Raw genomic sequence first — 23,521 nt, 5'->3', positions numbered from 1 at the left:
CAGCCGTCCTCAGCGCTCCGCCGAGATCCCCTCGGCCTTCTGCGGCCGGGCGAGCAGGCCGCGCGCCATCTCGTCGACGGGCATGCCCTCGTGCAGCACCGCGACGACGCCGGCCGTGATGGGCATCTCGACGCCTACCTTCTGCGCGAGCTCGAGCACCGACCGGCAGGACTTGACGCCCTCGGCCGTGCCGCCGGTGGCGGCGATCGCGTCGTCGAGGCTCAGCCCCTGGCCGACGTGCTTGCCGAGCGTGTGGTTGCGCGAGAGCGGCGACGAGCACGTCGCCACGAGGTCGCCCATGCCCGCGAGGCCGGGGAACGTCTCGGCGTCCGCCCCGAGCGCGAGGCCCAGGCGCGTGATCTCGACGAGCCCGCGGGTGATGACCGTGGCCGTGGTGTTGTAGCCGAACCCCCGCCCCTGGGCGATCCCCACCGCGAGGGCGATGACGTTCTTGACCGCGCCGCACAGCTCGACCCCGACGACGTCGCGGTTCGTGTAGGGACGGAAGTACGACGACGAGCAGGCACGCGCCACGTACCGCGCCACGTCCTCGTCGACGCACGACACGACGGTCGCCGTCGGCTGGCGGTGCGCGATCTCGCGCGCCAGGTTCGGGCCCGACACCACGGCGACGCGCTCGGGCGGCAGCCCGAGGGACTCGGCGACGACCTCGCTCATGCGGCGGTCGGTGCTCAGCTCGACGCCCTTCATGAGCGAGACCGCGACGGCGTCGAGCTCCAGGTGCGGGCGCAGCTCGGCGAGCGTCGTGCGCGCGACCTGCGAGGGGATCGCGACGACCACCAGGCCCGCCCCGGCGAGCGCGTCGCGCGCGTCGGTCGTCGCCCGGATGCCCGCGGGCAGCTCGATGCCCGGAAGCCGCTTCTCGTTGCGGCGCTCGACGTTCACCTGCGCGGCGACCTCGGGGTCGCGGCCCCACAGGCGGACCTCGCAGCCGGCGTCGGCGAGCACGGCGGCGAACGTCGTGCCCCAGCTCCCCGACCCGAGGACCGCGGCGACGACGCGCTCCGGGGCAGGAGCGTCGTCGGCGCCGAGCGGCGCGGGACCGATCTCGACGGTCTGGTCCCCGCTCACCGACGGCGCTCCGAGCCCGGGTGCTGACGCAGGTCGAAGCGCTCCGCGGGCGCCTTCGCGCCGCGGATCTCCTCGAGCTGGTGCGTGATCGCCGCCATGATGCGCTCGGTCGCCTCGCGCAGCGTCGCGGTGTCCTGCGGGCGGTCGTAGAGGTCGGACAGGTCGACGGGCGGGCCGGCGTGCACCGCCACCCGCTTGGGCGGGATCGGCTTGAACACCTTGCCGTACGGCGCGAGGAGCTGCTCGGCGCCCCACTGCGCGATGGGAACCACAGGGGCGCGGCTCGTCAGGGCCAGCCGCGCGACGCCCGTCTTGCCGACCATGGGCCAGCCGTCGGGGTCGCGCGTCAGCGTCCCCTCGGGGAAGAACACGACGCACTCCCCCTCGTCGAGGCGCGCGGTGGAGTCGACGAGCGACTGCGCGGCGCCCGCGGTACCGCGGTGGACCGGGATCATGCCCGTGCGACGCAGGATGCCGCCCAGGACCGGCACCGTGAACAGCGACGCCTTGGCCGTGATCTTGGGCGCGCGCCCCTGGTCGTAGAGGAAGTGCGCGAGCGTCACGGGGTCGACCTCCGTGACGTGGTTCGCCGCGGCGATGAAGCCGGTCGGGGGCAGGTTCTCCGCGCCGCGCCAGTCACGGCGGGTGATCGCGAAGAGGATCGGGCGCAGGAAGAACGCGAGGGTCTTGTACGCGCGCGGGGTCTCGGGCAGGCTCGGCACGGTCACCGAGCCTACCGGGCGCGGCCCGCCGCTCAGATCCAGCCGTGCCGCCGCGCCACGTGCGCCGCCTCGTGACGGTTCGCCGCCCCGAGCTTCGCGGCGGCCGACGACAGGTAGTTGCGCACCGTTCCTGGGGCGAGGTGGGCGCGCGTCGCGATCTCCTCGACGGGCGCCCCGTCGGCGGCGAGCTCGAGCACGTCCGCCTCGCGCGCGGTGAGCGGGCTCGCGCCCGCGGCGATCGCCTCCGCGGCCAGCTCGGGGTCGACGTAGCGGCCGCCGTCGCGCACCTGCCGCACGACGTCGGCGAGCACGCGCGACGAGACCGTCTTGGGCAGGAACCCGCGCGCGCCCGCCTCCAGCGCGCGCTTGAGATAGCCCGGCCGGCCGTGGCTCGTGACGATCACCACACCGCACGACGGCAGGTCGCGCGCGAGGCGCTGCGCGACCTCGACCCCGTCGAGCCCGGGCATCTGGAGGTCGAGCACCGCGACGTCGGGCTCGAGCTTGAGGGCGGCGGCGACGGCCTCGGGACCCGAGGCCGCCTGCGCCACGACCTCCAGGTCGTCCTCGAGGGCCAAGAGCGACGCGACGGCGTCGCGGATGAGGTTCTCGTCGTCGGCGAGCAGGATGCGGATCACGCGCGCGTGGTCCTCTCGGTGGTGGGGGCGGGAAGGTCGCGAGCGCTGCCCCGCGCCGGTGCCCCCCGGGCCGCGCCGTCGTCGGGCACGCGCGCGACGAGGCGGTACCGGCCGCCGTCGGACCACGTGCGCAGGCTCCCGCCGGCGCCCTCCAGCCGCTCCCGGAGACCGACCAGCCCGGAGCCGCGCCCGTCGCCCGTCCCCGTGGGGGCGCCGTCGTTGACGATCTCGACGACGCTCGACGTCCGGTCCCGGTGCACCGTGATCGTGCACGTGCGGGCGGTCGAGTGCCGCACCACGTTGGTGACGCCCTCGCGCACCGCCCAGGCGAGCGCCTCCTGCGCGGCGGCGCCGACCGGGGTCTCCTCGCCGTGGACGGTCGTCTCGATGCCCGCCGAGCGCAGGACCGAGCGGGCGCCGACGAGCTCGGCGCCGAGGTCGGCGGTGCGGTAGCCGGCGACGACGGCGCGCACCTCGCGCAGCGCGTCCTGCGCGATCCGGCGCACCTCGAGCATCTGCTCCTCCGCGCCGGGGCGGCCCCGGGCGGCCAGCTCCGCGGCGAGCTCGCTCTTCACGGCGACGACGGACAGCGTCCGCCCGAAGACGTCGTGCAGGTCGCGGGAGAACCGCAGCCGCTCCTCCGCGACGGCGAGCCGGGCGTGGAGCACGCGTGTGCGCTCCTGCTCCCACACGATGCCGAGCATCCACACGGACACGCGGTAGGACCCGAACACGGCGACGAGCATGATCGTGCCCGACAGCCCGAGGCCGAACGCCATGCCCGCGGTCGTCGAGGTGATCGGCCCGGTGCCCACCCACACGGAGCACCCCGTGACCGCGCCGAACAGGACGGCGAGGAGGGCGAGGCGCCGGAAGGTGAGGAGCGGCACGACGGCGAGCGTGCCGAACCCGAACCCCAGCAGGAGCGCGTAGTACCGGGCGCTCCCGGCGACGTCGTCCGCCGAACCGACCGGGAAGGTCCAGAACCCGACCACCGCGACCGCGAGGGACACGGCGCCGTGGAGCGCGAGCAGCCACGGGCGCACGACCGGGCCCCCGAGGAAGTGCACCACCCCCGCCCGGAGCATCGCGAGGCACGTGACGGTGTGCGCGAGGACGAGCAGCAGCCACGCGTTGACGGCCCCTGGCCGGAACGTCTGGTCGACGCCGACGAGCGCGAGCGCGAGGAACGGCTCGAACAGCGAGAGCAGGTACAGCGACCAGCGCGTGTAGGCGTCGAACCGCTCGGGCGCGGTCCGACGGCTCCACACGTCGAGGAACGTGCGTGGTCGGGTGATCACGTCGACCAGCGTCGCACGCACGCGCGCCGCAGCGCCGTGACAGGCGTCATGACCTGCGGTGACGATGTCCCGGGGTCAGTCGCGGCGGACGTCGGCACCGAGCGCGACGAGCTTCTCCTGGAAGTTCTCGTAGCCGCGGTCGATGAGGCTGATGCCGCGCACGGTCGACGTGCCCTTCGCCGCGAGCGCGGCGATGAGGTGGGAGAAGCCGCCGCGCAGGTCGGGGACCTCGATGTCGGCCGCGGCCAGCGGCGTCGGGCCGGAGATCACCGCGGAGTGGTGGAAGTTGCGCTGGCCGAACCGGCAGTCGCGCCCGCCCAGGCACTCCTTGTAGACCTGGATGGTGGCACCCATGCCGCGCAGCGCGTCGGTGAAGCCGAACCGGTTCTCGTAGACCGTCTCGTGCACGATCGACAGGCCCTTGGCCTGGGTGAGCGCGACGACGAGCGGCTGCTGCCAGTCCGTCATGAAGCCGGGGTGCACGTCCGTCTCGAGGACGATCGGCGACAGGTCGCCGCCCGGGTGCCAGAACCGGATGCCGTCGTCCTGGACGTCGAAGCGGCCGCCGACCTTGCGGAACGTGTTGAGGAACGTCATCATCTCGGGCTGCGTCGCGCCCTTGACCGTGATGTCGCCGCCCGTGGCGAGCGCGGCCGACGCCCACGACGCCGCCTCGATGCGGTCGCCGAGCGCCGTGTGCGTGTACCCGTCGAGGCGGTCCACGCCCTCGATGCGGATCACGCGGTCGGTGTCGACCGAGATGATCGCGCCCATCTTCTGGAGCACCGCGATGAGGTCCATGATCTCGGGCTCGATCGCGGCGTTCGCGAGCTCCGTGATCCCCTCGGCGCGCACGGCCGTGAGCAGGAGCTGCTCCGTGGCGCCCACCGACGGGTACGGCAGCGCGATCTTGGTGCCCTGCAGGCGGCGCGGGGCGCGGATGTGGATCCCGTTCTCGCGCTTGTCCACGACGGCGCCGAACTGGCGCAGGATGTCCAGGTGGTAGTTGATCGGCCGGTCGCCGATCCGGCACCCGCCCAGGTCGGGGATGAACGCCTCGCCCAGGCGGTGCAGCAGCGGGCCGCAGAACAGGATCGGGATCCGGCTCGAGCCCGCGTGCGCGTCGATGTCCGCGACGTGCGCCGACTCGACGTTGGAGGGGTCCAGGTCGAGGATCCCCGCGTCCGGGTCGGACTTCACCGCCACGCCGTGCAGCTCCAGCAACCCCGTCACGACGCCGACGTCGCGGATCTGCGGCACGTTGCGCAGCACGCTCGGCGACTCCCCCAGCAACGACGCCACCATCGCCTTGGACACGAAGTTCTTCGCGCCCCGCACGGTGATCGTCCCGTCCAGCGGGGTCCCGCCGTTGACGTACAGCACATCCTTCATGAGCTCTGGTCGCCCTCTCGCCAGCCGATGGTCCGTGGTGCCCCTGCGGGCCCGGTCCCGCGTGTCGTGGCCGCGGACGGCTCGTCCGCGGGCGCGGGGCCCGAGTGCGCCAACATGCGGCACCCGGAGATTATTCACCCCCGCGGGCATGCTCGCCGCCATCCGGACGGCGGCGGCCGTCCCCGACACGTTACTCCCCGGTACGCCTGCGCGGGACGAGCGCCCAGAACCGCGAGGTAGAGCCCTGGTCCCGCGAGGTAGAGCCCTGGTCATGACCATGCCTCTACCTCGGCGGACCAGGGCTCTACCTGGGCGGACCAGGGCTCTCTCCCTCGGCGGACCGGGGCTCTCCCTCGGTGCAGCCGGAGGCCGGGTCAGACGGCGGTCGGGTCGAACCCCGCGACGTACCGGTCGATCTCGGCGAGGTAGGCGGCCCGCTGGGAGTCGCCGAGCCACGACGCCTCGAACGAGTTCCGCGCGAGCTGCACGACCTCCTCCGTGGTCAGGTCCGCCGCGCCCGCGAGCGCCACGTAGTTGTCGGCCACGTAGCCGCCGAAGTACGCCGGGTCGTCGGAGTTCACGGTGACCCGCACGCCCGAGCGCAGCAGGCCGGCGATCTCGGTCGCCTTCATGTCGTCGGTGACGAACGAGTTCGAGATCGGGCACGTCGTCAGGCCCAGCCCGCGCTCGCGCACGACGTCGACGAGCGCGGGGTCCTCCACGACGTTCGTGCCGTGGTCCACGCGGTCCACGCCGATCTCGTCGAGCACGGTCCGGATGTTGTCGATGCTGCCGACCTGGTCGATGTCGCAGTGCATCGTGAGCCGGTAGCCGAGCTCGCGGGCGCGCGCGAAGACCTCGGCGAACTTCTGCGGCGGGTTGTCGCGCTCGTCCGAGTCGAGCCCGACGCCCAGGATCTTGTCCCGGAACGGCACCGACGCCTCGAGCGTCTCTGCCGCGCTCTGTGCGGAGTGGTCGCGCAGGAAGCACAGGATGAGGTGCGCGTCGATGCCGTGCTTGCTCGGCGCCTCGGCCGCGGCGCGGTGGTAGCCCGTCACGACCGCCTCGAACGGCACGCCCCGCGACGTGTGCGCCTGCGGGTCGAAGAACATCTCGGCGTGCTTCACGCCGTCCGCCGCCGCGCGGGCGAGGTAGGCGTCGGCGAGCTCGTAGAAGTCGTCCGCGGTCTGCAGCACCTCCATCGCCGGGTAGTACACGGCGAGGAAGCTCGTCAGGGAGTCGAACGCGTAGGTCGCGCGCACCTCCTCGACCGTCGTCTGGCCGATGTCGATCCCGTTCTTCTGCGCGAGCCGCAGCTTGAGGTCGGGCTCGAGCGTGCCCTCCAGGTGCAGGTGCAGCTCCGCCTTGGGCAGGCCGGTGACGAACTCGCGGGTGGGCGTCGTGGGCGCGGGCATGGGTCTCCTTCTCGGGTCGGTGTCCCCCCGCCCCCATCCTCCCCCGTGCACGACGCCGGGGCGCACCCGCTCCCGGACGGCCGCACCGGCGTCGGGCTCGCGGGGACGGTGGCGGCCCGAATCGATTAGGCGGCTGACGCCGCGGGCGGGGGCGAGGCATGGTCGTCGCGTTCGACATCCGAGAGCGAAGGAGCTGGAGAGATGCGACGCATCGCAGCGTGGGCCGCCGCCGTGGTCCTCGGCGCGGCCGGGCTCGTGGCGGCCTCGCCACCCGCCCCGGCCGCCGCGCACGGGGCGGAGGTGTTCCCGGGGAGCCGCCAGTACCTGTGCTGGGTGGACGGCCAGACGGGCAACGGGCAGGTCGACCCGCAGAACCCGGCGTGCGCGAACGCCTACGCGGTCAGCGGGACCTCGGCGTTCTACAACTGGTTCGGGAACCTGGACTCGAACGGCGCGGGCCGGACGGTCGGCTACGTCCCCGACGGGCAGATCTGCGACGGCGGGGGGCGCGGCCCGTACGACTTCAGCGGGTTCAACGCCGTGCGCGACGACTGGCCGCGGACGCACCTGACCGCCGGGGAGACCTACCAGTTCCAGCACAACAACTGGGCCGAGCACCCGGGGCGCTTCGACGTGTACGTCACCCGGGAGGGCTGGGACCCGTCGAGCCCGCTCGCCTGGGACGACCTCGAGCTCGTCGACAGCGTGACGAACCCGCCGGACACGGGCGGACCGGGTGCCCTGAACTACTACTACTGGGACGTCACGCTTCCGGCCGACCGCAGCGGCGACCACATGATCTTCACCCACTGGGTCCGCTCGGACAGCAACGAGAACTTCTACTCGTGCTCCGACGTCGCGTTCGACGGGGGCGACGGCGAGGTCACGGGGATCGGCGACGACGGCGGCGAGCCGACCGAGCCCGCGTGCCCCGACGAGGCGCCGGGCGCCCCGGGAACGGTGATGGCCATGTCCGTCACCGCGACCAGCGCGCACGTCATGTGGGGTGCCGCCGAGTCCGGGTGCGTCACCGGGTACGACGTGCTCGACCCCGTCACCGGCCAAGTCCTCGCGAGCACCGACGGGTCGCCCATGGTCGACCTCACCGGTCTCGAGCCCGACACGGCGTACACGGTGGAGGTCCGGTCGCGGAACGACCACACCGGGGCGGTCTCCGGGACGAGGAACGTCACGTTCACCACGCTGGACGACGGCGGCACCCCCGAGCCCACCGGCGCGTGCACCGTCGACTACTCCGCGGCCGCCTGGGGCGGCACGAGCACCGGGTTCACCGCGTCGGTCACGGTGACCAACACGTCCGCCGCGACCGTGGACGACTGGGTCGTCACGTTCGACTACCCCGGGGGTCAGCGGGTCGACGCGCCGGGATGGAGCGCGGCCGTCGCCCAGACGGGCACCACGGTCACGGCGACCCACCCGGCGTGGCAGTCGAGCATCGCGCCGGGGCAGTCGGTCACGTTCGGCTACAACGGCGCGACCACGACGGCCGGCACCCACCCCGATCCCACCGGGTTCACGCTCGACGGGGTCGCCTGCGACTGACGCGCGACGACGGTGGGCCGGCGGGGACCGCCCCGTCGGCCCACCCACCTCTAGTCCGTCGCCGAGACCAGACCCACGCGGTAGGCGAGCACGACCGCCTGCACCCGGTCCCGGAGCCCGAGCTTCGCCAGGATCCGGGACACGTACGTCTTGACGGTCTCGGGGGTGATGACGAGCACGCTCGCGATCTCCGCGTTGGACAGCCCCGCGGCGAGCTGCTCGAGCACCTCGAGCTCGCGCGGGGTCAGGGCACGCACGACGTCGTCCCGCGCGGGGCGGGAGGTGTCGGTCGGCCGCACCCGCTCGGCGTAGCGGCCGACGAGGGCGCGGGTGACGCTCGGGGCCAGCAGGGACTCGCCCCGGGCGACCGTCCGGATGCCCTCGACCAGCTCGGCGGGAGGGGCGTCCTTGAGCAGGAACCCGCTCGCCCCGGCGCGCAGCGCCTCGTAGACGTACTCGTCGACGTTGAACGTGGTGACCATGAGCACCTTCGCCGGCGTCTCGACGTCGGGCCCGGCGATCTGCCGTGTCGCCTCGATGCCGTCGAGCACGGGCATCCGGATGTCCATGACCACGACGTCGGGGCGCAGCCGTCGTGCGGCCTCGACGGCCGCCCGGCCGTCCTGCGCCTCGCCGACGACCTCCATGTCGGCCTGCGCGGAGAAGATCGTGACGTAGCCGACCCGCACCAGCTCCTGGTCCTCGCAGACCAGGACGCGGATCGGGGGCCGTGGCCCCGGCGGGACGGTCATGGGCTGCTCCTGGTCGGGGCGGTGGTCGGGGCGGTGGGGATCCGGGCCCGCACGCGGAATCCCCCGTCAGGCGTGGGACCGGTCTCCAGGTCCCCGTCGAGGACGCGGACGCGCTCGCGCAGACCGGCGAGCCCGCGACCGGCCGGTGGCGCCGGATCCACGGTGCCAGGCCCGTCCGGCGACGGAGTTCCCGGCCTGGCGACCGACGAGTCGGGTCCGCCGGTGCTCACCTCGGCCTCGACGTGGTCGGCGCCGTGCCGCACGCGGACCGTGGTCGGGCGCCCGGGCGCGTGCTTGAGCGCGTTGGTCAGGCCCTCCTGCACCACCCGGTAGGCGGCGAGCCCGACGGCGTCGGGCAGTTCGCGCCGTCGACCCTCCTCGGTCCACTCCACCGGTTGCCGGACCGGCGGGCCTGGTCGACGAGGTCGCCCACGCGGCCGAGGACCGGCGCCCGCTCCGCCGGGGCCGCCTCGCCCGTGGCCTCGAGCACGCCCAGCAGGTGCCGGAGCTCCGTCAGGGCGCGTCGCCCGGTGCCGCTGATCGCGACGAGCCCCTCGGCGGCGCGGTCGGGCGCCGCGGGCAGGAGGTACTGCGCGGCGTCGGCCTGCACGACCATCGCGGTCACGTGGTGCGTCACGACGTCGTGCAGGTCCCTCGCGATCCGGGCGCGCTCCTGAGCGGTCGCGACGGCGGCCGCGAGACGCCGACGCTCGACCTCCTCGGCCCGCCGGCGACGCACTCCCGCGCCGGCCGACCAGATCACCACCAGGACGAGGTAGAACGCGAGGAACACGGGCAGCCGGTTGGGCGAACCGAGCCCGGACAGCGTGGCCGCGAGGACGACGTAGCCCCCGGTCACCACGGCGGCGATGACCCGACGAGACCGCGCCAGGTGGGCCCCGGCGGTGTACAGCGCCACGTAGAGGCCGACGCTCGCGAACGTCGGCGGGCAGGCCAGCACCTGCGCCGCGGCGAAGGCGGCACCGACGACGGCGAGGCAGACCCCGGGTACGCGGCGGCGGAACGCGAGCGGCAGGCACTGCGCGAGGGCGAGCGTCACCGCCAGCGCGTCCGTCGGCCGCTCGGGCAGGTCACCGAGCTCGACGCCGATCGTCGAGAGCGTCGGGACGAACCCGAGCACCGCGAGGGCGACCGCGAGCGACGCGTCCAGCGCGTCCTGCCGTCCCGGTCGCCACCGTCGACGCGGCTCACCGGGGCGTGACGCCCGGTCGAGGACGGGGTTGTCGGGCACGGCCCGAGCCTACGGGCGACGACGGCGGGCCAGGACCCACGTCCCACGCCGGCGCGCGAGCACGAGCATCGGGACGGCGATCAGCGTGCCGAGCACCACGGTCACCACCGATCCCTCGATGCCGAACGCTCCGCCCGTCAACAGGCTCGGCCCCGAGACGTCGGCGACCAGCAGGCCCGCGGAGGCGTGCCCCGAGACGGGGATGCCGAGCAGCGCGATCGTGGCGTTCCAGGCGAGGTGCAGGCCGATGGCGAACCACAGGTTCCGCCGCCAGAGGAACGCGGCGCCGAGCAGTCCGCCCGCCTCGATCGCGATCGCCAGCGCGCTCCACGCGGTCGCGGCGGGGTTGAACAGGTGCGTGAGACCGAAGAACAGGGCCGTGATCCCCAGCGCGACCCAGCTCCCGAGCAGACGCTCGAGCGCCTGGAGCGCGAAGCCACGGAACATGAGCTCCTCGGTGACGGCGGCGCCGACGGTCACCGCGACGATCGGTGCCACCACCGCGAGGAGGTCGCCGTCGGCGACGCGGAACGTGTAGCCGCCGAGGGCCGTGACGACGGCCGCGGACACCGCGACGAAGCCGAGCCCGACCCCGGCGCCCAGCAGCGCCTCCGGCACGGCGCGGCGGGCCGCGAGCTCGGGCGTGCGGCGGTGGGCGACGCACCGCATGACCACCCGGTAGACGACGACCGCGAGCGCCGCGCCCAGCACGGGGAGCAGCAGGAACTGTTCGGCCGACGCCGTCAGACCTCCGACGAGGGCGACGCCGACCACGCCGACCAGCATCCACGTCAGGGGGTGCCGCAGGAAGCGGGACATCGGGCCGCCGCCGTCGTCCTCCCGGGTCCGGGGGCGAGGTGTCGTGGTCGTCGTGCTCATGCGGGCCTCCGTCGCTGTGCGTGACCGCCCTGCTGGGCGACCACCGGCAACGCTAGGAATCCGGGCGCTCCGGCGAATCACCCCCGGGTGAGCAGTCCGGATAGCTCTCACGGGGGACCCACGCCGCGGCAGACCCGCCTCGTGATGCCCGGAGCTCAGTTGCGGTTCAGGCCGTGCCTCCGCGAGTCCAGGGCGACCTTGAAGTGGCTCTCTGCCTCGTCGATCACCCGCGTCGGTGTCGACGGGTCGAACACCCGCAGCAGCGAGAAGCGGAAGCCGGTCGGGTCGACGGTGCGCAGCTCGACGTTGCCACCGTGGCCGTTGGTCGCGTACGCGGTCCAGCGCTGCCGGATGCTCTCCGCACCGTCGGCCTTGCCCACGTAGTGCCGACCGTCGCGGGTGTCGGTGATCAGGTAGACGCCGACGACGGAGGCCAGCGCCGTGCGCCACGCGGCGTAGCGGTGCTCGCGCATCACCGCCTGCAGCTGCGCATGGTCCAGCACGAGCCGGTCGAACCCCGGGAACGGCACGGGCCGCGCGTCGGCGATCTCCATGACCGGGTAGCCCGCCGCGGTCGGGCCGTTGAGCCGCCACGTGCGCGGCGACCGCCAACCGATCACCAGCCGGTCCCTCAGGTCCGCGAGCCGCTCGGACTCGACCAGGTCGAACGTGCGGAGGGCCCCGTCGTTCGCGACCTCACCGCGGTTCTCCAGCACCGACCACAGCCGCGCCCGGTCTCCACCCTCGCGGACGAACACGACCCAGATGCCCGGCGGAGCAGCCGGGAAGATCCGCGGCGACGCCGACTGCCGGCGTGTGTACGCCAGGATCTCGTCATCGGTCGAGTCGGCGTGGATGCCCGGCAGGCCCGTGTCCTCGTGCTCCTTGACGAAGGCGTGCCGGATCACGAGGGCCTCCGCGGGGTCGATGAGCCCGCTGCGCAGGATCGGTTCGAGCGTCAGTGTCATGTGCCGGTCGGTCTCCCGTGTCGTCGTGGCGTCTCGTCCGCCGTCGTCGAGGCCGCCCGGCGCGTTCGCCGGCAGCCGTCGGTCGAGGTCGGCCGGGCAGCTCCCGCGTCGCCGCGAGTACGGCCCCGCGCCGCGTCCAGCACCGTCACCAGTCGACGACGCGCGCCACGACGCTCCCCGCACCCCGCACGAGCCAGACGACGCCGCGCCCGACGTTCACGACGACGCTGACGAGGTCGACGAGCTCGAGGACTCTGGCGATGCCGCGCCCGAGGGCTCGGAACGGTCGCCACACCTGGTACCAGAAGCCCCGTCGCGGCCGGCTCGGCGAACTCACGACGGAAGCGTGCCACACACGACCCGTTCTCGGCCGCTCGGCCACGGCTCGCCACGCCCGCTAGGGTGCTTCGCATGCGAAACGACGACCCTGCGGCGGTGGCCTCCGAGGAGCTGCGGATCCAGATCCCGGCGGGCGGCTGGGTCGTCGGCACGGTGCGCCGGCCCGCCGAGGAGCCGCCCCGCGGCGTCGTGGTGATCCACCCGGCGACGGCGGTCCCCGAGCGCCTGTACACGGGGTTCGCGGAGTTCCTCGCCACCCACGGGTACGTGGCCGTCACCTACGACTACCGCGGCACCGGCCGGTCCGGCAGCCCGCGCTCCCACCGCGGCCTGCGCATGCGCGACTGGATGGCCGACGACGTCCCCGCGGTCGCCGCGTGGGCCCGCCCGCGGTTCGGCGACGTGCCGCAGCTCGCCGTCGGGCACAGCATCGGCGGGCACGCGCTCGCGCTCGGCAAGGGCTCACGGGGCCTGGCCGGGTTCGTCACGGTCGCGTCGCACGTCGCCGCGACGTCCACGATCCCCGACCGCGCGGAGCGAGCGCGCGTCAGGCTCATCCTGCGGGTGCTCGGCCCCGCGGCGGCCCGGGTGCTCGGCTACGTCCCCGGCCGTCGCCTGAGCCTCGGGGAGGACATGCCCGCCGCCGCGATGCTCGAGTGGAGCCGCTGGACCACCCTGCCGGGCTACTTCTTCGACGACCCGACCATGACCGCCGCCGCGGACGCGGCACGCGTCACCGGCGACGTCCTCGCCGTCGGGTTCACCGACGACCCGTGGGCCACCCCCGCGCAGATCGACGCGATCACCGACCGCCTCACGGCCGCTCGCGTCGAGCGACGGACGTGGAGCCCCGCCGACGGCGGCGTGCAGGCGATCGGTCACATGGGCTTCTTCCGCCGAGGCCTGCGCGACACGCTCTGGCCCGAGCTCCTCGCCTGGCTCGACGCCCGCGCGGGGGCCGCCCCGGCACAGGAGGACGGCAACGTCCGCTTCCCTGCCAGGAAGCCGCGACGATGACGCGTCGCCCGCCGCGGCTGGTGTTCCTCACCACCGCGGCGGAGCGCCAGATGCGGCGCTGGATCGCGCGACGCGGCAGCGCACACGGCACCGGGACCGGCGGCCAGGGATTCGGCGCCCCCGCCGCCGGCGTCCTGCTGCACCTCGCCGACCACCCCGGCGCGACGATCGGCGAGGTGACGGCCGCGCTGCAGGCCTCCCCCGCCGGCACCAGCGGCCTGCTCGCCCGCATGGAGCGCGCGGACCTCGTGCGCCGTCGCACCGACCCCGACGACCGACGCACCGTCCGCCTGGACCTCACGCCCACCGGTACCGCGGCGCTCGACGACGTCCGCGCCGCGCTCGCCGAGCTCAACGACCGCCTCACCGACGGCTTCACCCCCGACGAGCTGGCCACGGTGAGCCGCTGGCTCGAGCACGTGACGCGGACGCTCTCGTAACGGTCGCACCCTCCCCGGCTCCGGATGGGCGCCATCATGGGCCTGTACGTAACATCAAAAGTAGGTAACATTCGATGCGACCTACATCGGAGGAAACCATGGTGACCGGCTTCGTCGGTCGGAAGCGCGAGCTCGCCGACCTCGACTACGTCCTGGAGCAGGTGCGGAACCCGACCTCCGACAGGCCGGGGAAGGCGATCGCCCTGCGTGGACGTCGCAGGGTCGGCAAGTCCCGCCTCGTCACCGAGTTCGTCGAGCGTGCAGGGGTGCCGTCGCTGTACTTCCTGGCAGACGGATCGCGCCCCGAGCTCGAACAGCGCCGACTTCTCGAGACCGTCGCCGCCTCCGGTCTGCCCGGTGCGGACGCCGCCGGATACGCCGTCTCCGGTTCCTGGCAGGACGCCCTGACCGTCCTGGCCCTCGCGCTGCCAACGGACCGGGTGTCGATCATCGTGCTGGACGAGGTCTCCTACCTGACCGGCGACCCAGGGTTCGAGGGCGCGCTCCAAGGCGTGTGGGACACCCGGTTCTCGGCGCTGCCCGTGCTCCTCGTCCTCGTGGGGTCGAATCAGTCAGGGATGGAACGGCTCACCAGCCACGGACGCCCGTTCTACGGCCGCAGCGTCGACAAGGAGATCCTTCCGCTCACCCCGCAGGACGTGGCGACGATGACGGGCCTGGACGCGGCACCAGCGATCGATGCCTATCTGGTGACAGGCGGCCTGCCCCCGCTGGTCACGGCGTGGAGACGTGGGCAGTCGGTCGCGGACTACCTCGCCGACGGCCTGTCCACCTCGATCAGCACGCTGGTCGTGTCGGGCGAACGGGTCCTGTCCTCCGAGTTCCCCTCCGAGACCCAGGCGAAAGACGTGCTGCGCGCGATCGGCGCGGACGCCCGGACGTTCACGGCGATCGGCCAGGCTGCCCAGGTCGACCAACGCGCTTCGCTCTCGCGTTCGCTCGACCAGCTGGTCGAGCGGCGCGTCGTCGCCGTCGACGAGCCCCTCTCGACCAAGCCTGCCCACCACAAGCAGTACCGGATCGACGACCCGTACATGCGCTTCTGGCTCGCGTTCCTGCACGACGCCGCCGACCTCATCGATGCAGGCCGTGGCGACATCGTGACGCGGCGCATCGAGCGCGGGTGGTCGACGTGGCGCGGACGAGCCGTCGAGCCCGTCGTCCGGCGGCTCCTCTGGGAGCGAGCGCTCGACGACGACGTCGTGCCGGCGTCCGCCGTCGTCGGCGGCTGGTGGAACCGCAAGGGCGACGTCGAGGTCGACCTGGTCGGCGCCGATCGGCGACCCGCGAAGACCGTCACCTTCATCGGCTCGATCAAGTGGCGCGAGACCGCACCCTTCGATCTCCATGACGCCACCGAGCTGGTCAACCAGCGCAGCGTCGTCCCTGGGGCCGACCAGGACGCCCCGCTGATCGCCGCGTCCCGCTCCGGGGGCAGCATCGACGGCATCACGATCCTCACCCCGGCCGACCTGCTCGGCTGAGCTCACCGCTACGGCAGGTGGGCCCCGTCGAAGGCGTCGAGCATGCTGGGACGTCGGCGGTGTCTATCCCGCGGGCAGCCCCCCACCCCGGTCCGCGCCTCGGCCCAGGCGTTGTTCCGCCTCCTGCGTGCCTCTCCGAGTGGCCCGCAGGGGGCACGCCTGTCTCAGGTGCGCACCGGGCCCCCAGACAGAAAGAGGCCCGGAACCGTGGAACTCCGCGGATCCGGGCCTCTGACCATGCGATCGGACGGCGTCCGACCTGGCCTGCTGCCTAGAAGTTGATCATGTGCCCCGCGAGGCCGTGGATCGACTCCTGGACGGCCTCGGACAGCGTCGGGTGGGTGTGCACGTTGCGCGCGACCTCGTTGACCGTGAGGTCCCACTTCTGCGCGAGCGTGAGCTCGGGCAGCATCTCGGAGACGTCGGGGCCGATGAGGTGGCCGCCGAGCAGCTCGCCGTAGGTCTCGTCGGAGATGAGCTTGACGAAGCCGACCGGGTCGCCGAGGCCGTGCGCCTTGCCGTTCGCCATGAACGGGAAGGTCGCGACCTTGACCTGGTAACCCTCGTCGCGCGCCTGCTGCTCGGTGAGGCCGAAGCTCGCGACCTGCGGCTGGCAGAACGTCGCGCGCGGCATCATGCGGTAGTCGCCCAGCGTGAGGGTCTCGGCGCCGCCGATGGTCTCGGCCGCGACGACGCCCTGCGCCTCGGCGACGTGCGCGAGCATGAGCTTCGCGGTGACGTCGCCGATGGCGTAGATGTGCTCGACGTTGGTGCGCATGACGTCGTCGATCGCGATGGCGCCGCGCTCGGTGAGCTGGACGCCGGTGTTCTCGAGGCCGAAGCCCTCGACGTTGGGCGCGAAGCCGACGGCCATGAGGACCTTGTCGACGACGAGCTCGCCCGGCTTGTCGTCCTTGACGCCCTTGTAGGTGACCGTGACGCCGTTCGCGCCGTTGTCGGTGACCGTCTGGACGGCGGTCGACGTGAGCAGGTTGACGCCGAGCTTCTTGTACTGCTTGGCGATCTCCTTCGACACGTCGGCGTCCTCGTTGGGCAGCGCGCGGTCGAGGAACTCGATGATCGTCACGTCCACGCCGTAGTTCTTGAGGACGTAGGCGAACTCCATGCCGATCGCGCCCGCGCCGACGATGGCGATGGAGCGGGGCAGGTCGCGCGTGAGGATCTGCTTCTCGTACGTGACGACGTTCTCGGACAGCTCGACGCCCGGGAGCAGGCGCACCTTCGAGCCGGTCGCGATGATGACGTTGTCGAACGTCACCTGGTCGGTCGAGCCGTCGGCGAGCTTCACGTCGAGCGTGTGCGCGTCGCGGAAGGTGCCGCGGCCGTCGTACTCGGTGATCTTGTTCTTCTTCATGAGGAAGTGCACGCCCTTGACGCGCCCCTCCGCGACGGTGCGCGAGCGGTCGAACGCCGCGCCGAAGTCGAAGCTGACCTCTCCGGAGATGCCGAAGGTCTTGGCGTCGTGCTGGAAGATGTGCGCGAGCTCGGCGTTGCGCAGGAGCGCCTTGGACGGGATGCAGCCCACGTTGAGGCACACCCCACCCCAGTACTTCTCCTCCACGACCGCGACCGACAGGCCCAGCTGGGCTGCACGGATCGCGGCCACGTAACCACCGGGACCTGCACCGAGGACGACGACGTCGTAGTGGGATGCCATGGCGTCCAGCCTAATGGCGCGGGATCGGCCGTGGCGCGCCCGCGCGGGCGACGTCCGCCACACCCGCGGGCCCGGGAGGGTTGACCCTGCGTCGTCGGGCAGGTCACGATGTCCGGGATGCGACACCTGCGGCTCCTCCTTCGCCGGCCGCGCTGAGCCCGCCGGGCGGGCACGCTCAGCGCGGCGATGCCCGCGCGTCCCCACGGACCGGGCGAGTGCCCGACGACGAAGCCCACCTTCTCGAGGAGCCTCCCCGTGGACGCCGCACACCCACCCCACCCCTCCGTACCCCCGTCTCCCCCGTCGACCCGCGAGATCGAGCACCGCTGGCAGCGGTACTGGGCCGAGCACGGGACGTTCCGCGCGCGCGACGACGGCGCGCGACCGCGCCGCTACCTGCTGACGATGTTCCCGTACCCCTCGGGCGACCTGCACATGGGTCACGCCGAGGTGTTCGCCCTGGAGGACGTCGTCGCGCGGTACTGGCGCCTGCGCGGGTACGACGTGCTCAACCCGATCGGCTGGGACTCGTTCGGGCTCCCCGCCGAGAACGCGGCGATCCGCCGAGGCGAGAACCCCGCGGTCTTCACCGAGACCAACATCGCGACGCAGGCCGCGACAGCGCACCGGTACGGGGTGTCGTTCGACTGGTCGCGACGCCTGGAGACCCACCGCCCGGAGTACTACCGCTGGACGCAGTGGCTGTTCCTGCGGCTGCTGGAGCGCGGCCTCACCTACCGCACCACGGCCCCCGTGAACTGGTGCCCCGCGGACCGGACGGTGCTCGCCAACGAGCAGGTCGTGGGCGGGCGGTGCGAGCGGTGCGGGGCGGCCGTCGTGCAGCGCGAGCTCACGCAGTGGTTCGTGCGCGTCACCGCGTACGCCGACCGGCTGCTCGACGACATGGACGCGCTCGAGGGCGCGTGGCCCGCCCGCGTCCTGACGATGCAGCGGAACTGGATCGGGCGCAGCACGGGCGCGCGCGTGCGCTTCGCGGTCGTGCCCGACGGCGGCCCCCGCGCCGCCGCGAGCGCCTCGCCCGGGCCGGGCGCACGCCCCGAGCACGTCGAGGTGTTCACGACGCGCCCCGACACCCTGCCCGGCGCGACGTTCGTCGCCGTCGCGCCGGACGGACCGCTCGCGGCGGTGCTGTGCGCGCCGGAGCACGCGGAGGCGCTCGCGCGGCACCGGGAGGCCGCGCTGGCCTCCGGTGAGATCGAGCGGACGAACGCGCAGCGCACGAGCGCCGGGACGTTCCTGGGTGCGTGGGTGCGCCACCCGGTGACGGACGAGCGGCTGCCCGTCTGGGCGGCGGACCACGTGCTGCCCGGCTACGGGACGGGCGCGGTCATGGGCGTACCCGCGCACGACGACCGCGACGCGCGCTTCGCCGCCGCCCACGGCCTGCCCGCGGGGTCGGGCGAGACGTGGCCCGACGTCGACGACGCGATCACACGGCTGGAGGCCGACGGCGCGGGCGAGCGCGCGACGTCGTACCGGGTGCGGGACTGGCTGGTCTCGCGCCAGCGCTACTGGGGCGCCCCGGTGCCGGTCGTGCACTGCCCGGCGTGCGGCGTCGTGCCGGTCCCCGACGACGAGCTGCCCGTGCGGCTGCCGGACCTGGCCGGCGACGACCTGCTCCCCCGCGGGCGCTCGCCGCTCGCGTCGCCCGCCGCCGCCGTGTGGCGGCGCGTGCCGTGCCCGCGCTGCGGCGCGGACGCGGAGCGGGACCCGGACACGCTCGACACGTTCGTCGACTCGTCCTGGTACTTCCTGCGGTACTGCTCGCCGGGCGACGACGGCCCGCCCGGCGACGCCCCGTTCCGGCCCGGGGACGCGCGGCGGTGGATGCCCGCGGCGCAGTACGTGGGCGGCGTCGAGCACGCGATCCTGCACCTGCTGTACAGCAGGTTCGTCACGAAGTTCCTGCACGACGAGGGCTGGGTGGACGTCGTCGAGCCGTTCGCGACGCTGCTCAACCAGGGGCAGGTCCTCCACGGTGGTCGGGCGATGAGCAAGTCGCTCGGCAACGGCGTCGACCTGGGCGAGCAGCTCGACCGGCACGGCGCCGACGCGGTCCGCCTCGCGATGGTGTTCGCGGGGCCGCCCGAGGACGACGTGGACTGGGCGGACGTCGACCCCGGCGCCATGCGACGCTTCTGCGCGCGCGTGCTGCGGCTGGCCGACGCCGTCGGCCCGGCCGTGGGGTCGGCCGGAGGCTCGGTCGTCGGGCCGGGCGCACGGTCGGGCGCGGCGACCCACGACGCCTCGCTCGCCGAGGTGGCGCCCGGGTCGCGCGCGCACGACCTGCGCCGTGCGACCCACACGACCGTGCACGAGGCGGAGGACCTGCTCGACCGGAGCCGGTTCAACGTGGTCGTCGCGCGCGTCATGGAGCTCGTCACCGCCGCGCGGCGGGCGTCCGACGCCGGCCCGGCGCCGGGCGAGCCCGACGCGCCGCACCGGGCGGCCGTGCGCGAGGCTGCCGAGGTCGTCGCGGTGCTGCTGAGCCTGTTCGCCCCGCACACCGCCGAGGAGGCCTGGCACCGGCTGGGCCGCGATCCCTCGGTCGCCGACGCGACCTGGCCCGTCGCGGACCCGGCGCTCCTCGTCGCCGACGAGGTCGAGGCGGTCGTCCAGGTCGACGGGAAGGTCCGCGGCCGGGTGCGGGTGCCCGCGGACGTCGACGAGCGCACGCTGCACGACCTCGCGCTCGCGTCGACCGGCGTCGCGCGGGCGACCGCCGGGCGCGAGGTCGTGCGCGTCGTCGTGCGCGCGCCGCACCTCGTGAACGTCGTGACCCGCCCCACGGCACGCTGAGCACGGTCGGCGCCCGCGTCCCGACGGGACCGGGCGCCGACCCCGTGCCGGGCGCCGCCGGGCGACGGTGGGCGAGCGCGACGCCGCGGGGCCCGCACTCGCTACGATGCTGCCGCCGCGTCCACACGACCAGCGGGCCCGTGCGCGGCGACGCGGGCCGGCGCACGGAGCACCTCCCCATGGCCTTCGGACTCGCTGCCCTCCTGGACGACATCGCGGCGTTCGCCAAGCTCGCCGCCGCGTCGATCGACGACGTCGGCGCCGCCGCCGGGCGCGCGAGCGCCAAGGCGACGGGCGTCGTCATCGACGACACCGCCGTCACGCCGCGCTACGTCGAAGGCCTCGCCGCGAAGCGCGAGCTGCCGGTCGTCAAGCGCATCGCCACCGGGTCGCTGCGCAACAAGCTGCTGTTCATCCTCCCGGCGATCCTGCTGCTGAGCCAGTTCCTGCCCCAGCTGCTCACGCCGCTGCTCATGCTCGGCGGGACCTACCTCGCGTTCGAGGGCGCCGAGAAGGTGTGGGAGCTCGTCTCGGGCAGGCACCACGCCGAGGTCGAGACGAAGGCCGAGAAGAAGGCCGTCGACGAGGACTCCGTGGTGTCGAGCGCCGTGCGCACCGACTTCATCCTCAGCGCGGAGATCATGGTCATCGCGCTCAACGAGGTCGCCTCGGAGGCCTTCTGGTCGCGCCTGATCATCCTCGTGATCGTCGCGGTGCTCATCACGGTCCTCGTGTACGGGGTCGTGGGTCTCATCGTGAAGATGGACGACATCGGCCTGCACCTCGCGCGGCGCGACACGCCCTGGGTCCAGTCGTTCGGTCGCGGGCTCGTCGGCGCGATGCCCAGGGTCATGTCCGTCATCTCGTTCGTCGGCATCATCGCGATGCTCTGGGTCGGTGGCCACATCCTGCTGCAGGGCGCCTACGACCTCGGCTGGCACGGCCCGTACGACGTCGTGCACCACCTCGAGCACGCGGTCACCGGCGTCGCGGGCGTGGGCGGGTTCCTCGGCTGGCTCGTCAACACGGCGTGCTCGGCGGTCGTCGGCATCGTCGTGGGTGGCGTCGTCGTCCTCGTGGCGCACGTCGTCCCGCGCCGCAAGCACGCCGAGCCGGCCACCGCCGAGGGCACGACCGACGCGACCGGCGACGCGACCGACGACGCGACCGACGACGCGACGGCCGGGACGGCGACCGGGGCCGCCGCACCGGCGGCCGAGCCGCAGGGCTCCGCCCCGGCCGATGCAGACCAGGCCGATCCCGAGCCGAGCGACCCCGAGCCCACGGACCCCGGCCGGAGCCCCACCGACCGCTGATCCCACGTCGGGCCGGGCGGCCTGCTTGGATGGAGCATGGACTCCGGTACCTGGGCCAACATCGGCCTCGTGCTGCTCTTCATCCTCGTCGGCGGTGTGTTCGCCGGCACCGAGATCGCGCTCGTCTCGCTGCGCGAGAGCCAGGTCGCACGGCTCGAGAAGCAGTCCGCGCGCGGCGCGCGGGTCGCGGCCGTCGCGCGCGACCCCAACCGGTTCCTCGCCGCCGTGCAGATCGGCGTCACCGTCGCGGGGTTCTTCTCGGCCGCGTACGGCGCCTCGACGCTCGCCCCTGACCTCGCGCCGTCGCTCGAGGGCCTCGGGCTGTCGAGCGGGCTCGCGGACACGGTCGCGCTCGTCGGGCTGACGCTCGTCATCGCGTACCTCTCGCTCGTGCTCGGGGAGCTCGTGCCCAAGCGCATCGCGCTCCAGCGCTCGGCGGGCGTCGCGCTCGTCGTCGCCCCTCCCCTGGACCGGTTCGCGACCCTCATGCGGCCCGTCATCTGGCTGCTGTCGCGCTCGACCGACGGCGTCGTGCGCCTGCTCGGCGGCGACCCGTCGGCGCGCAGCGAGAAGATGAGCGAGGAGGAGCTGCGCGAGATCGTGCTCGCGCACGAGTCGCTGCCGGAGGACGAGCGCCGCATCCTCGACGACGTGTTCCAGGCGGGCGACCGGTCGCTCGCCGAGGCCATGACCCCGCGCGGCGAGGTCGCGTTCCTGCGCGCCGACACGACGCTCGCCGACGCCGCGGAGACCGTCGCGGCGGGCCCGTACTCGCGCTACCCCGTGACCGGGGACGACTTCGACGACGTCGTCGGGTTCCTCCACGTCCGCGACCTCCTCGGGCGCGACTGCCCCGACCACCCGGCCACCGACCCGGCGACGGGGCGCGCCCTCGCGGTGCGCGACGTCGTCCGCCCGATCCTCGCCCTGCCCGCGACGAACACCGTGCTCCCCGCGATGTCGCAGATGCGCCGCGAGGGCGTGCACATCGCCGTCGTCGTGGACGAGTACGGCGGGACCGACGGGATCGTCACGCTCGAGGACCTCGTCGAGGAGCTCGTGGGCGACATCCGCGACGAGTACGACCCCGACGAGCCCTCCCCGGCGCGCGAGCACGGCACCGCGACGAGCGTCGACGCCGGCCAGACGATCGAGGAGTTCGCGCGGCGCACCGGCGTCGAGCTGCCCGACGGTCCCTACGAGACGGTCGCCGGGTACGTCGTCGCGCAGCTCGGCCGGCTGGCGACGGTGGGCGACCACGTCGACGTCGACGACCGCCGTCTCACCGTGACCGACGTCGCCCGCCGCCGCATCGTCCGCCTCGACGTCACCCCGCTCCCCTGAGTGCTGGGGACTCGTCGTCGCTGGCGCCCGGAGACGACACCTGCCCAGCACTCGACGGGCTCGGGTGTGGGTGGCGGGGCGTAGCGTCCTCGGGATGAGCGCAGCGATGGAGACAGGGTCGGAGATCAAGGTCGGGGTGGTCGGGAGCTTCGGCTCCGCGGCCCAGGTGCTGGACATGGCGGTCGGCGCCGAGGAGTCCGGCTGGGACGGGTTCTTCTCGTGGGACGGGCTGAGCCTGCTGTCGATGCCTGTCGACACGTTCGACCCGTGGGCGGTGCTCGCCGCAGCGGCGGTCCGGACCGAGCGCATCGCGCTCGGGGCGATGGTCTTCGCCCTCCCGCGCCGCCGGCCGTGGGAGGTCGTGCGGCAGGCGCTCACCGTGGACCACCTGTCGGGCGGACGCCTGGTCCTGCCCGTCGGCGTGGGCGTGCTCGACGACGGCGGCTTCTCCGCCGTCCCGGGCCAGCCCCAGTCCCTGCGTGAGCGCGCGGAGCTGCTCGACGACGCGATCGCCTACCTCGACCGCGCCTGGTCGGGCGAGAAGTTCACCTTCGACGGCACGCACGTGCACGCGGGCGAGATGCTGTTCCTCCCCCGACCCGTGGAGCGCCCGGTCGTCGGGCACCACGTGCCGGTGTGGCCCGTGGGCGTCTGGGACGCCGAGCGCCCGCCGCTGCGCTCGCTCGACCGCACGCTGCGCGCGGACGGGATCGTGCTGCAGCTCCGCGGCGAGCGCGGCTTCGACGTCCCCACGCCCGACGACGTCTCCGCCCTGGTCGCCTGGCTCACCACGCGCCGTGCGGAGCTGGGCCTCGACACGGGCCGCCCGTTCGACGTCGTCGTCCAGGGCGAGCTCCCGTCCGACCGTTCGGCAGCGGCGGACCAGCTCGCCGGCCTCGCCGACGCGGGCGCCACCTGGTGGGTCGAGTCCCGCTGGAACCCCGAGACCGCGACCCCGGAGTCCCTCCTCGACGCCATCCACCAGGGCCCACCCCGCCCCTGAGGAGGCGAGGCGCCGACGGTGCGAGTCGCCGTCGTCCCCGATCAGTCCGCGCGACTGACGTGTCGGCGACACGACCACGGGCGGG

Annotated in this window: 21 protein-coding genes; 8 read left to right on the top strand and 13 right to left on the bottom strand. The window is 73.7% G+C overall.

The genetic code is table 11. The features are described 5' to 3' along the window. Window positions 1-9: 9 nt before the first annotated feature. The 6 genes from ACTJIY_RS16155 to ACTJIY_RS16130 all read right to left on the bottom strand — a co-directional run bounded on the left by ACTJIY_RS16155 (window position 10) and on the right by ACTJIY_RS16130 (window position 6,560). Complete coding sequence (locus tag ACTJIY_RS16155; RefSeq protein ID WP_440673924.1) at window positions 10-1,068, bottom strand: NAD(P)H-dependent glycerol-3-phosphate dehydrogenase; 1,059 nt, start codon at window positions 1,066-1,068, stop codon at window positions 10-12. Window positions 1,069-1,088: 20 nt separating this feature from the next. Next, window positions 1,089-1,814 (bottom strand): lysophospholipid acyltransferase family protein, encoded by a 726-nt coding sequence (locus ACTJIY_RS16150; RefSeq protein ID WP_440673861.1) that lies wholly within the window; start codon window positions 1,812-1,814, stop codon window positions 1,089-1,091. A gap of 32 nt (window positions 1,815-1,846) precedes the next feature. After that, the gene (locus ACTJIY_RS16145) at window positions 1,847-2,452 is read right to left on the bottom strand and encodes a response regulator transcription factor (protein WP_047232570.1); all 606 of its coding nucleotides are present in this window, start codon (window positions 2,450-2,452) and stop codon (window positions 1,847-1,849) included. After that, window positions 2,449-3,753 (bottom strand): sensor histidine kinase, encoded by a 1,305-nt coding sequence (locus ACTJIY_RS16140; protein ID WP_440673860.1) that lies wholly within the window; start codon window positions 3,751-3,753, stop codon window positions 2,449-2,451. Before ACTJIY_RS16140 ends, ACTJIY_RS16145 begins: the two co-directional genes overlap by 4 nt. Before the next feature lie 75 nt (window positions 3,754-3,828). Then, window positions 3,829-5,145, bottom strand: coding sequence for a UDP-N-acetylglucosamine 1-carboxyvinyltransferase (gene murA / locus ACTJIY_RS16135; RefSeq protein WP_064317243.1), 1,317 nt, complete (start codon window positions 5,143-5,145; stop codon window positions 3,829-3,831). Window positions 5,146-5,519: 374 nt separating this feature from the next. Further along, on the bottom strand, window positions 5,520-6,560 hold the full coding sequence (locus tag ACTJIY_RS16130; protein WP_440673859.1) for an adenosine deaminase: 1,041 nt from the start codon (window positions 6,558-6,560) through the stop codon (window positions 5,520-5,522). A gap of 201 nt (window positions 6,561-6,761) precedes the next feature. Between ACTJIY_RS16130 and ACTJIY_RS16125 the strand changes: the two genes are divergently transcribed. Continuing rightward, entirely contained in the window at window positions 6,762-8,123 is a 1,362-nt protein-coding gene (locus tag ACTJIY_RS16125) for a lytic polysaccharide monooxygenase (protein ID WP_440673858.1), read from the top strand. A gap of 50 nt (window positions 8,124-8,173) precedes the next feature. On the opposite strand, the gene ACTJIY_RS16120 is transcribed toward ACTJIY_RS16125, so the two are convergent. The 6 genes from ACTJIY_RS16120 to ACTJIY_RS16095 form a co-directional block, all read right to left on the bottom strand. After that, on the bottom strand, window positions 8,174-8,875 hold the full coding sequence (locus ACTJIY_RS16120; protein WP_440673857.1) for a response regulator: 702 nt from the start codon (window positions 8,873-8,875) through the stop codon (window positions 8,174-8,176). Then, the gene (locus tag ACTJIY_RS16115; protein WP_440673856.1) at window positions 8,872-9,198 is read right to left on the bottom strand and encodes an ATP-binding protein; all 327 of its coding nucleotides are present in this window, start codon (window positions 9,196-9,198) and stop codon (window positions 8,872-8,874) included. Before ACTJIY_RS16115 ends, ACTJIY_RS16120 begins: the two co-directional genes overlap by 4 nt. Continuing rightward, window positions 9,183-10,127, bottom strand: a complete 945-nt coding sequence (locus ACTJIY_RS16110) for a histidine kinase dimerization/phosphoacceptor domain-containing protein (RefSeq protein WP_440673855.1) — start codon at window positions 10,125-10,127, stop codon at window positions 9,183-9,185. The genes ACTJIY_RS16115 and ACTJIY_RS16110 overlap by 16 nt, the downstream gene beginning before the upstream one ends. A 9-nt stretch (window positions 10,128-10,136) precedes the next feature. After that, window positions 10,137-11,006 carry a lysostaphin resistance A-like protein gene (locus tag ACTJIY_RS16105; RefSeq protein WP_440673854.1) on the bottom strand — a complete coding sequence of 290 codons (870 nt, stop codon included), beginning with the start codon at window positions 11,004-11,006 and terminating at the stop codon, window positions 10,137-10,139. Window positions 11,007-11,161: 155 nt separating this feature from the next. Next, window positions 11,162-11,974 carry a GIY-YIG nuclease family protein gene (locus ACTJIY_RS16100; protein ID WP_440673853.1) on the bottom strand — a complete coding sequence of 271 codons (813 nt, stop codon included), beginning with the start codon at window positions 11,972-11,974 and terminating at the stop codon, window positions 11,162-11,164. 145 nt (window positions 11,975-12,119) lie between these two features. Continuing rightward, a complete protein-coding gene (locus ACTJIY_RS16095) occupies window positions 12,120-12,311 on the bottom strand; it encodes a hypothetical protein (protein WP_440673852.1) in 192 nt (63 codons plus the stop codon). Between the two features lie 74 nt (window positions 12,312-12,385). Here ACTJIY_RS16095 and ACTJIY_RS16090 point away from each other — a divergent pair, with 74 nt between their 5' ends. The 3 genes from ACTJIY_RS16090 (at window position 12,386) to ACTJIY_RS16080 (ending at window position 15,275) form a co-directional block, all read left to right on the top strand. Then, complete coding sequence (locus ACTJIY_RS16090) at window positions 12,386-13,330, top strand: alpha/beta hydrolase family protein (RefSeq protein WP_439157251.1); 945 nt, start codon at window positions 12,386-12,388, stop codon at window positions 13,328-13,330. Further along, on the top strand, window positions 13,327-13,770 hold the full coding sequence (locus ACTJIY_RS16085) for a MarR family winged helix-turn-helix transcriptional regulator (protein ID WP_440673851.1): 444 nt from the start codon (window positions 13,327-13,329) through the stop codon (window positions 13,768-13,770). Before ACTJIY_RS16090 ends, ACTJIY_RS16085 begins: the two co-directional genes overlap by 4 nt. Before the next feature lie 101 nt (window positions 13,771-13,871). After that, the gene (locus tag ACTJIY_RS16080) at window positions 13,872-15,275 is read left to right on the top strand and encodes an ATP-binding protein (RefSeq protein WP_440673850.1); all 1,404 of its coding nucleotides are present in this window, start codon (window positions 13,872-13,874) and stop codon (window positions 15,273-15,275) included. Between the two features lie 271 nt (window positions 15,276-15,546). Here ACTJIY_RS16080 and lpdA read toward each other — a convergent pair whose 3' ends face one another. Further along, window positions 15,547-16,953, bottom strand: a complete 1,407-nt coding sequence (lpdA, locus tag ACTJIY_RS16075; protein WP_253050522.1) for a dihydrolipoyl dehydrogenase — start codon at window positions 16,951-16,953, stop codon at window positions 15,547-15,549. A gap of 186 nt (window positions 16,954-17,139) precedes the next feature. On the opposite strand from lpdA, the gene ACTJIY_RS16070 reads away from it, so the two are divergent. The 4 genes from ACTJIY_RS16070 to ACTJIY_RS16055 all read left to right on the top strand — a co-directional run bounded on the left by ACTJIY_RS16070 (window position 17,140) and on the right by ACTJIY_RS16055 (window position 23,436). Continuing rightward, the gene (locus tag ACTJIY_RS16070) at window positions 17,140-19,773 is read left to right on the top strand and encodes a leucine--tRNA ligase (RefSeq protein WP_440673849.1); all 2,634 of its coding nucleotides are present in this window, start codon (window positions 17,140-17,142) and stop codon (window positions 19,771-19,773) included. 179 nt (window positions 19,774-19,952) lie between these two features. After that, window positions 19,953-21,089: a DUF808 domain-containing protein gene (locus ACTJIY_RS16065; RefSeq protein ID WP_440673848.1), complete on the top strand. Its 1,137-nt coding sequence runs from the start codon at window positions 19,953-19,955 to the stop codon at window positions 21,087-21,089. Between the two features lie 36 nt (window positions 21,090-21,125). Beyond that, window positions 21,126-22,433 carry a hemolysin family protein gene (locus ACTJIY_RS16060; RefSeq protein ID WP_440673847.1) on the top strand — a complete coding sequence of 436 codons (1,308 nt, stop codon included), beginning with the start codon at window positions 21,126-21,128 and terminating at the stop codon, window positions 22,431-22,433. 94 nt (window positions 22,434-22,527) lie between these two features. Beyond that, window positions 22,528-23,436: an LLM class flavin-dependent oxidoreductase gene (locus tag ACTJIY_RS16055; RefSeq protein ID WP_440673846.1), complete on the top strand. Its 909-nt coding sequence runs from the start codon at window positions 22,528-22,530 to the stop codon at window positions 23,434-23,436. Window positions 23,437-23,521: the final 85 nt, after the last annotated feature.

It is taken from the genome of Cellulosimicrobium sp. 22598 (assembly GCF_052044445.1).
Lineage (GTDB): Bacteria > Actinomycetota > Actinomycetes > Actinomycetales > Cellulomonadaceae > Cellulosimicrobium > Cellulosimicrobium cellulans_G.
The sequence above is the reverse complement of the archived record's forward strand: the minus strand, read 5'-3'. Positions and strand labels throughout refer to the sequence as shown.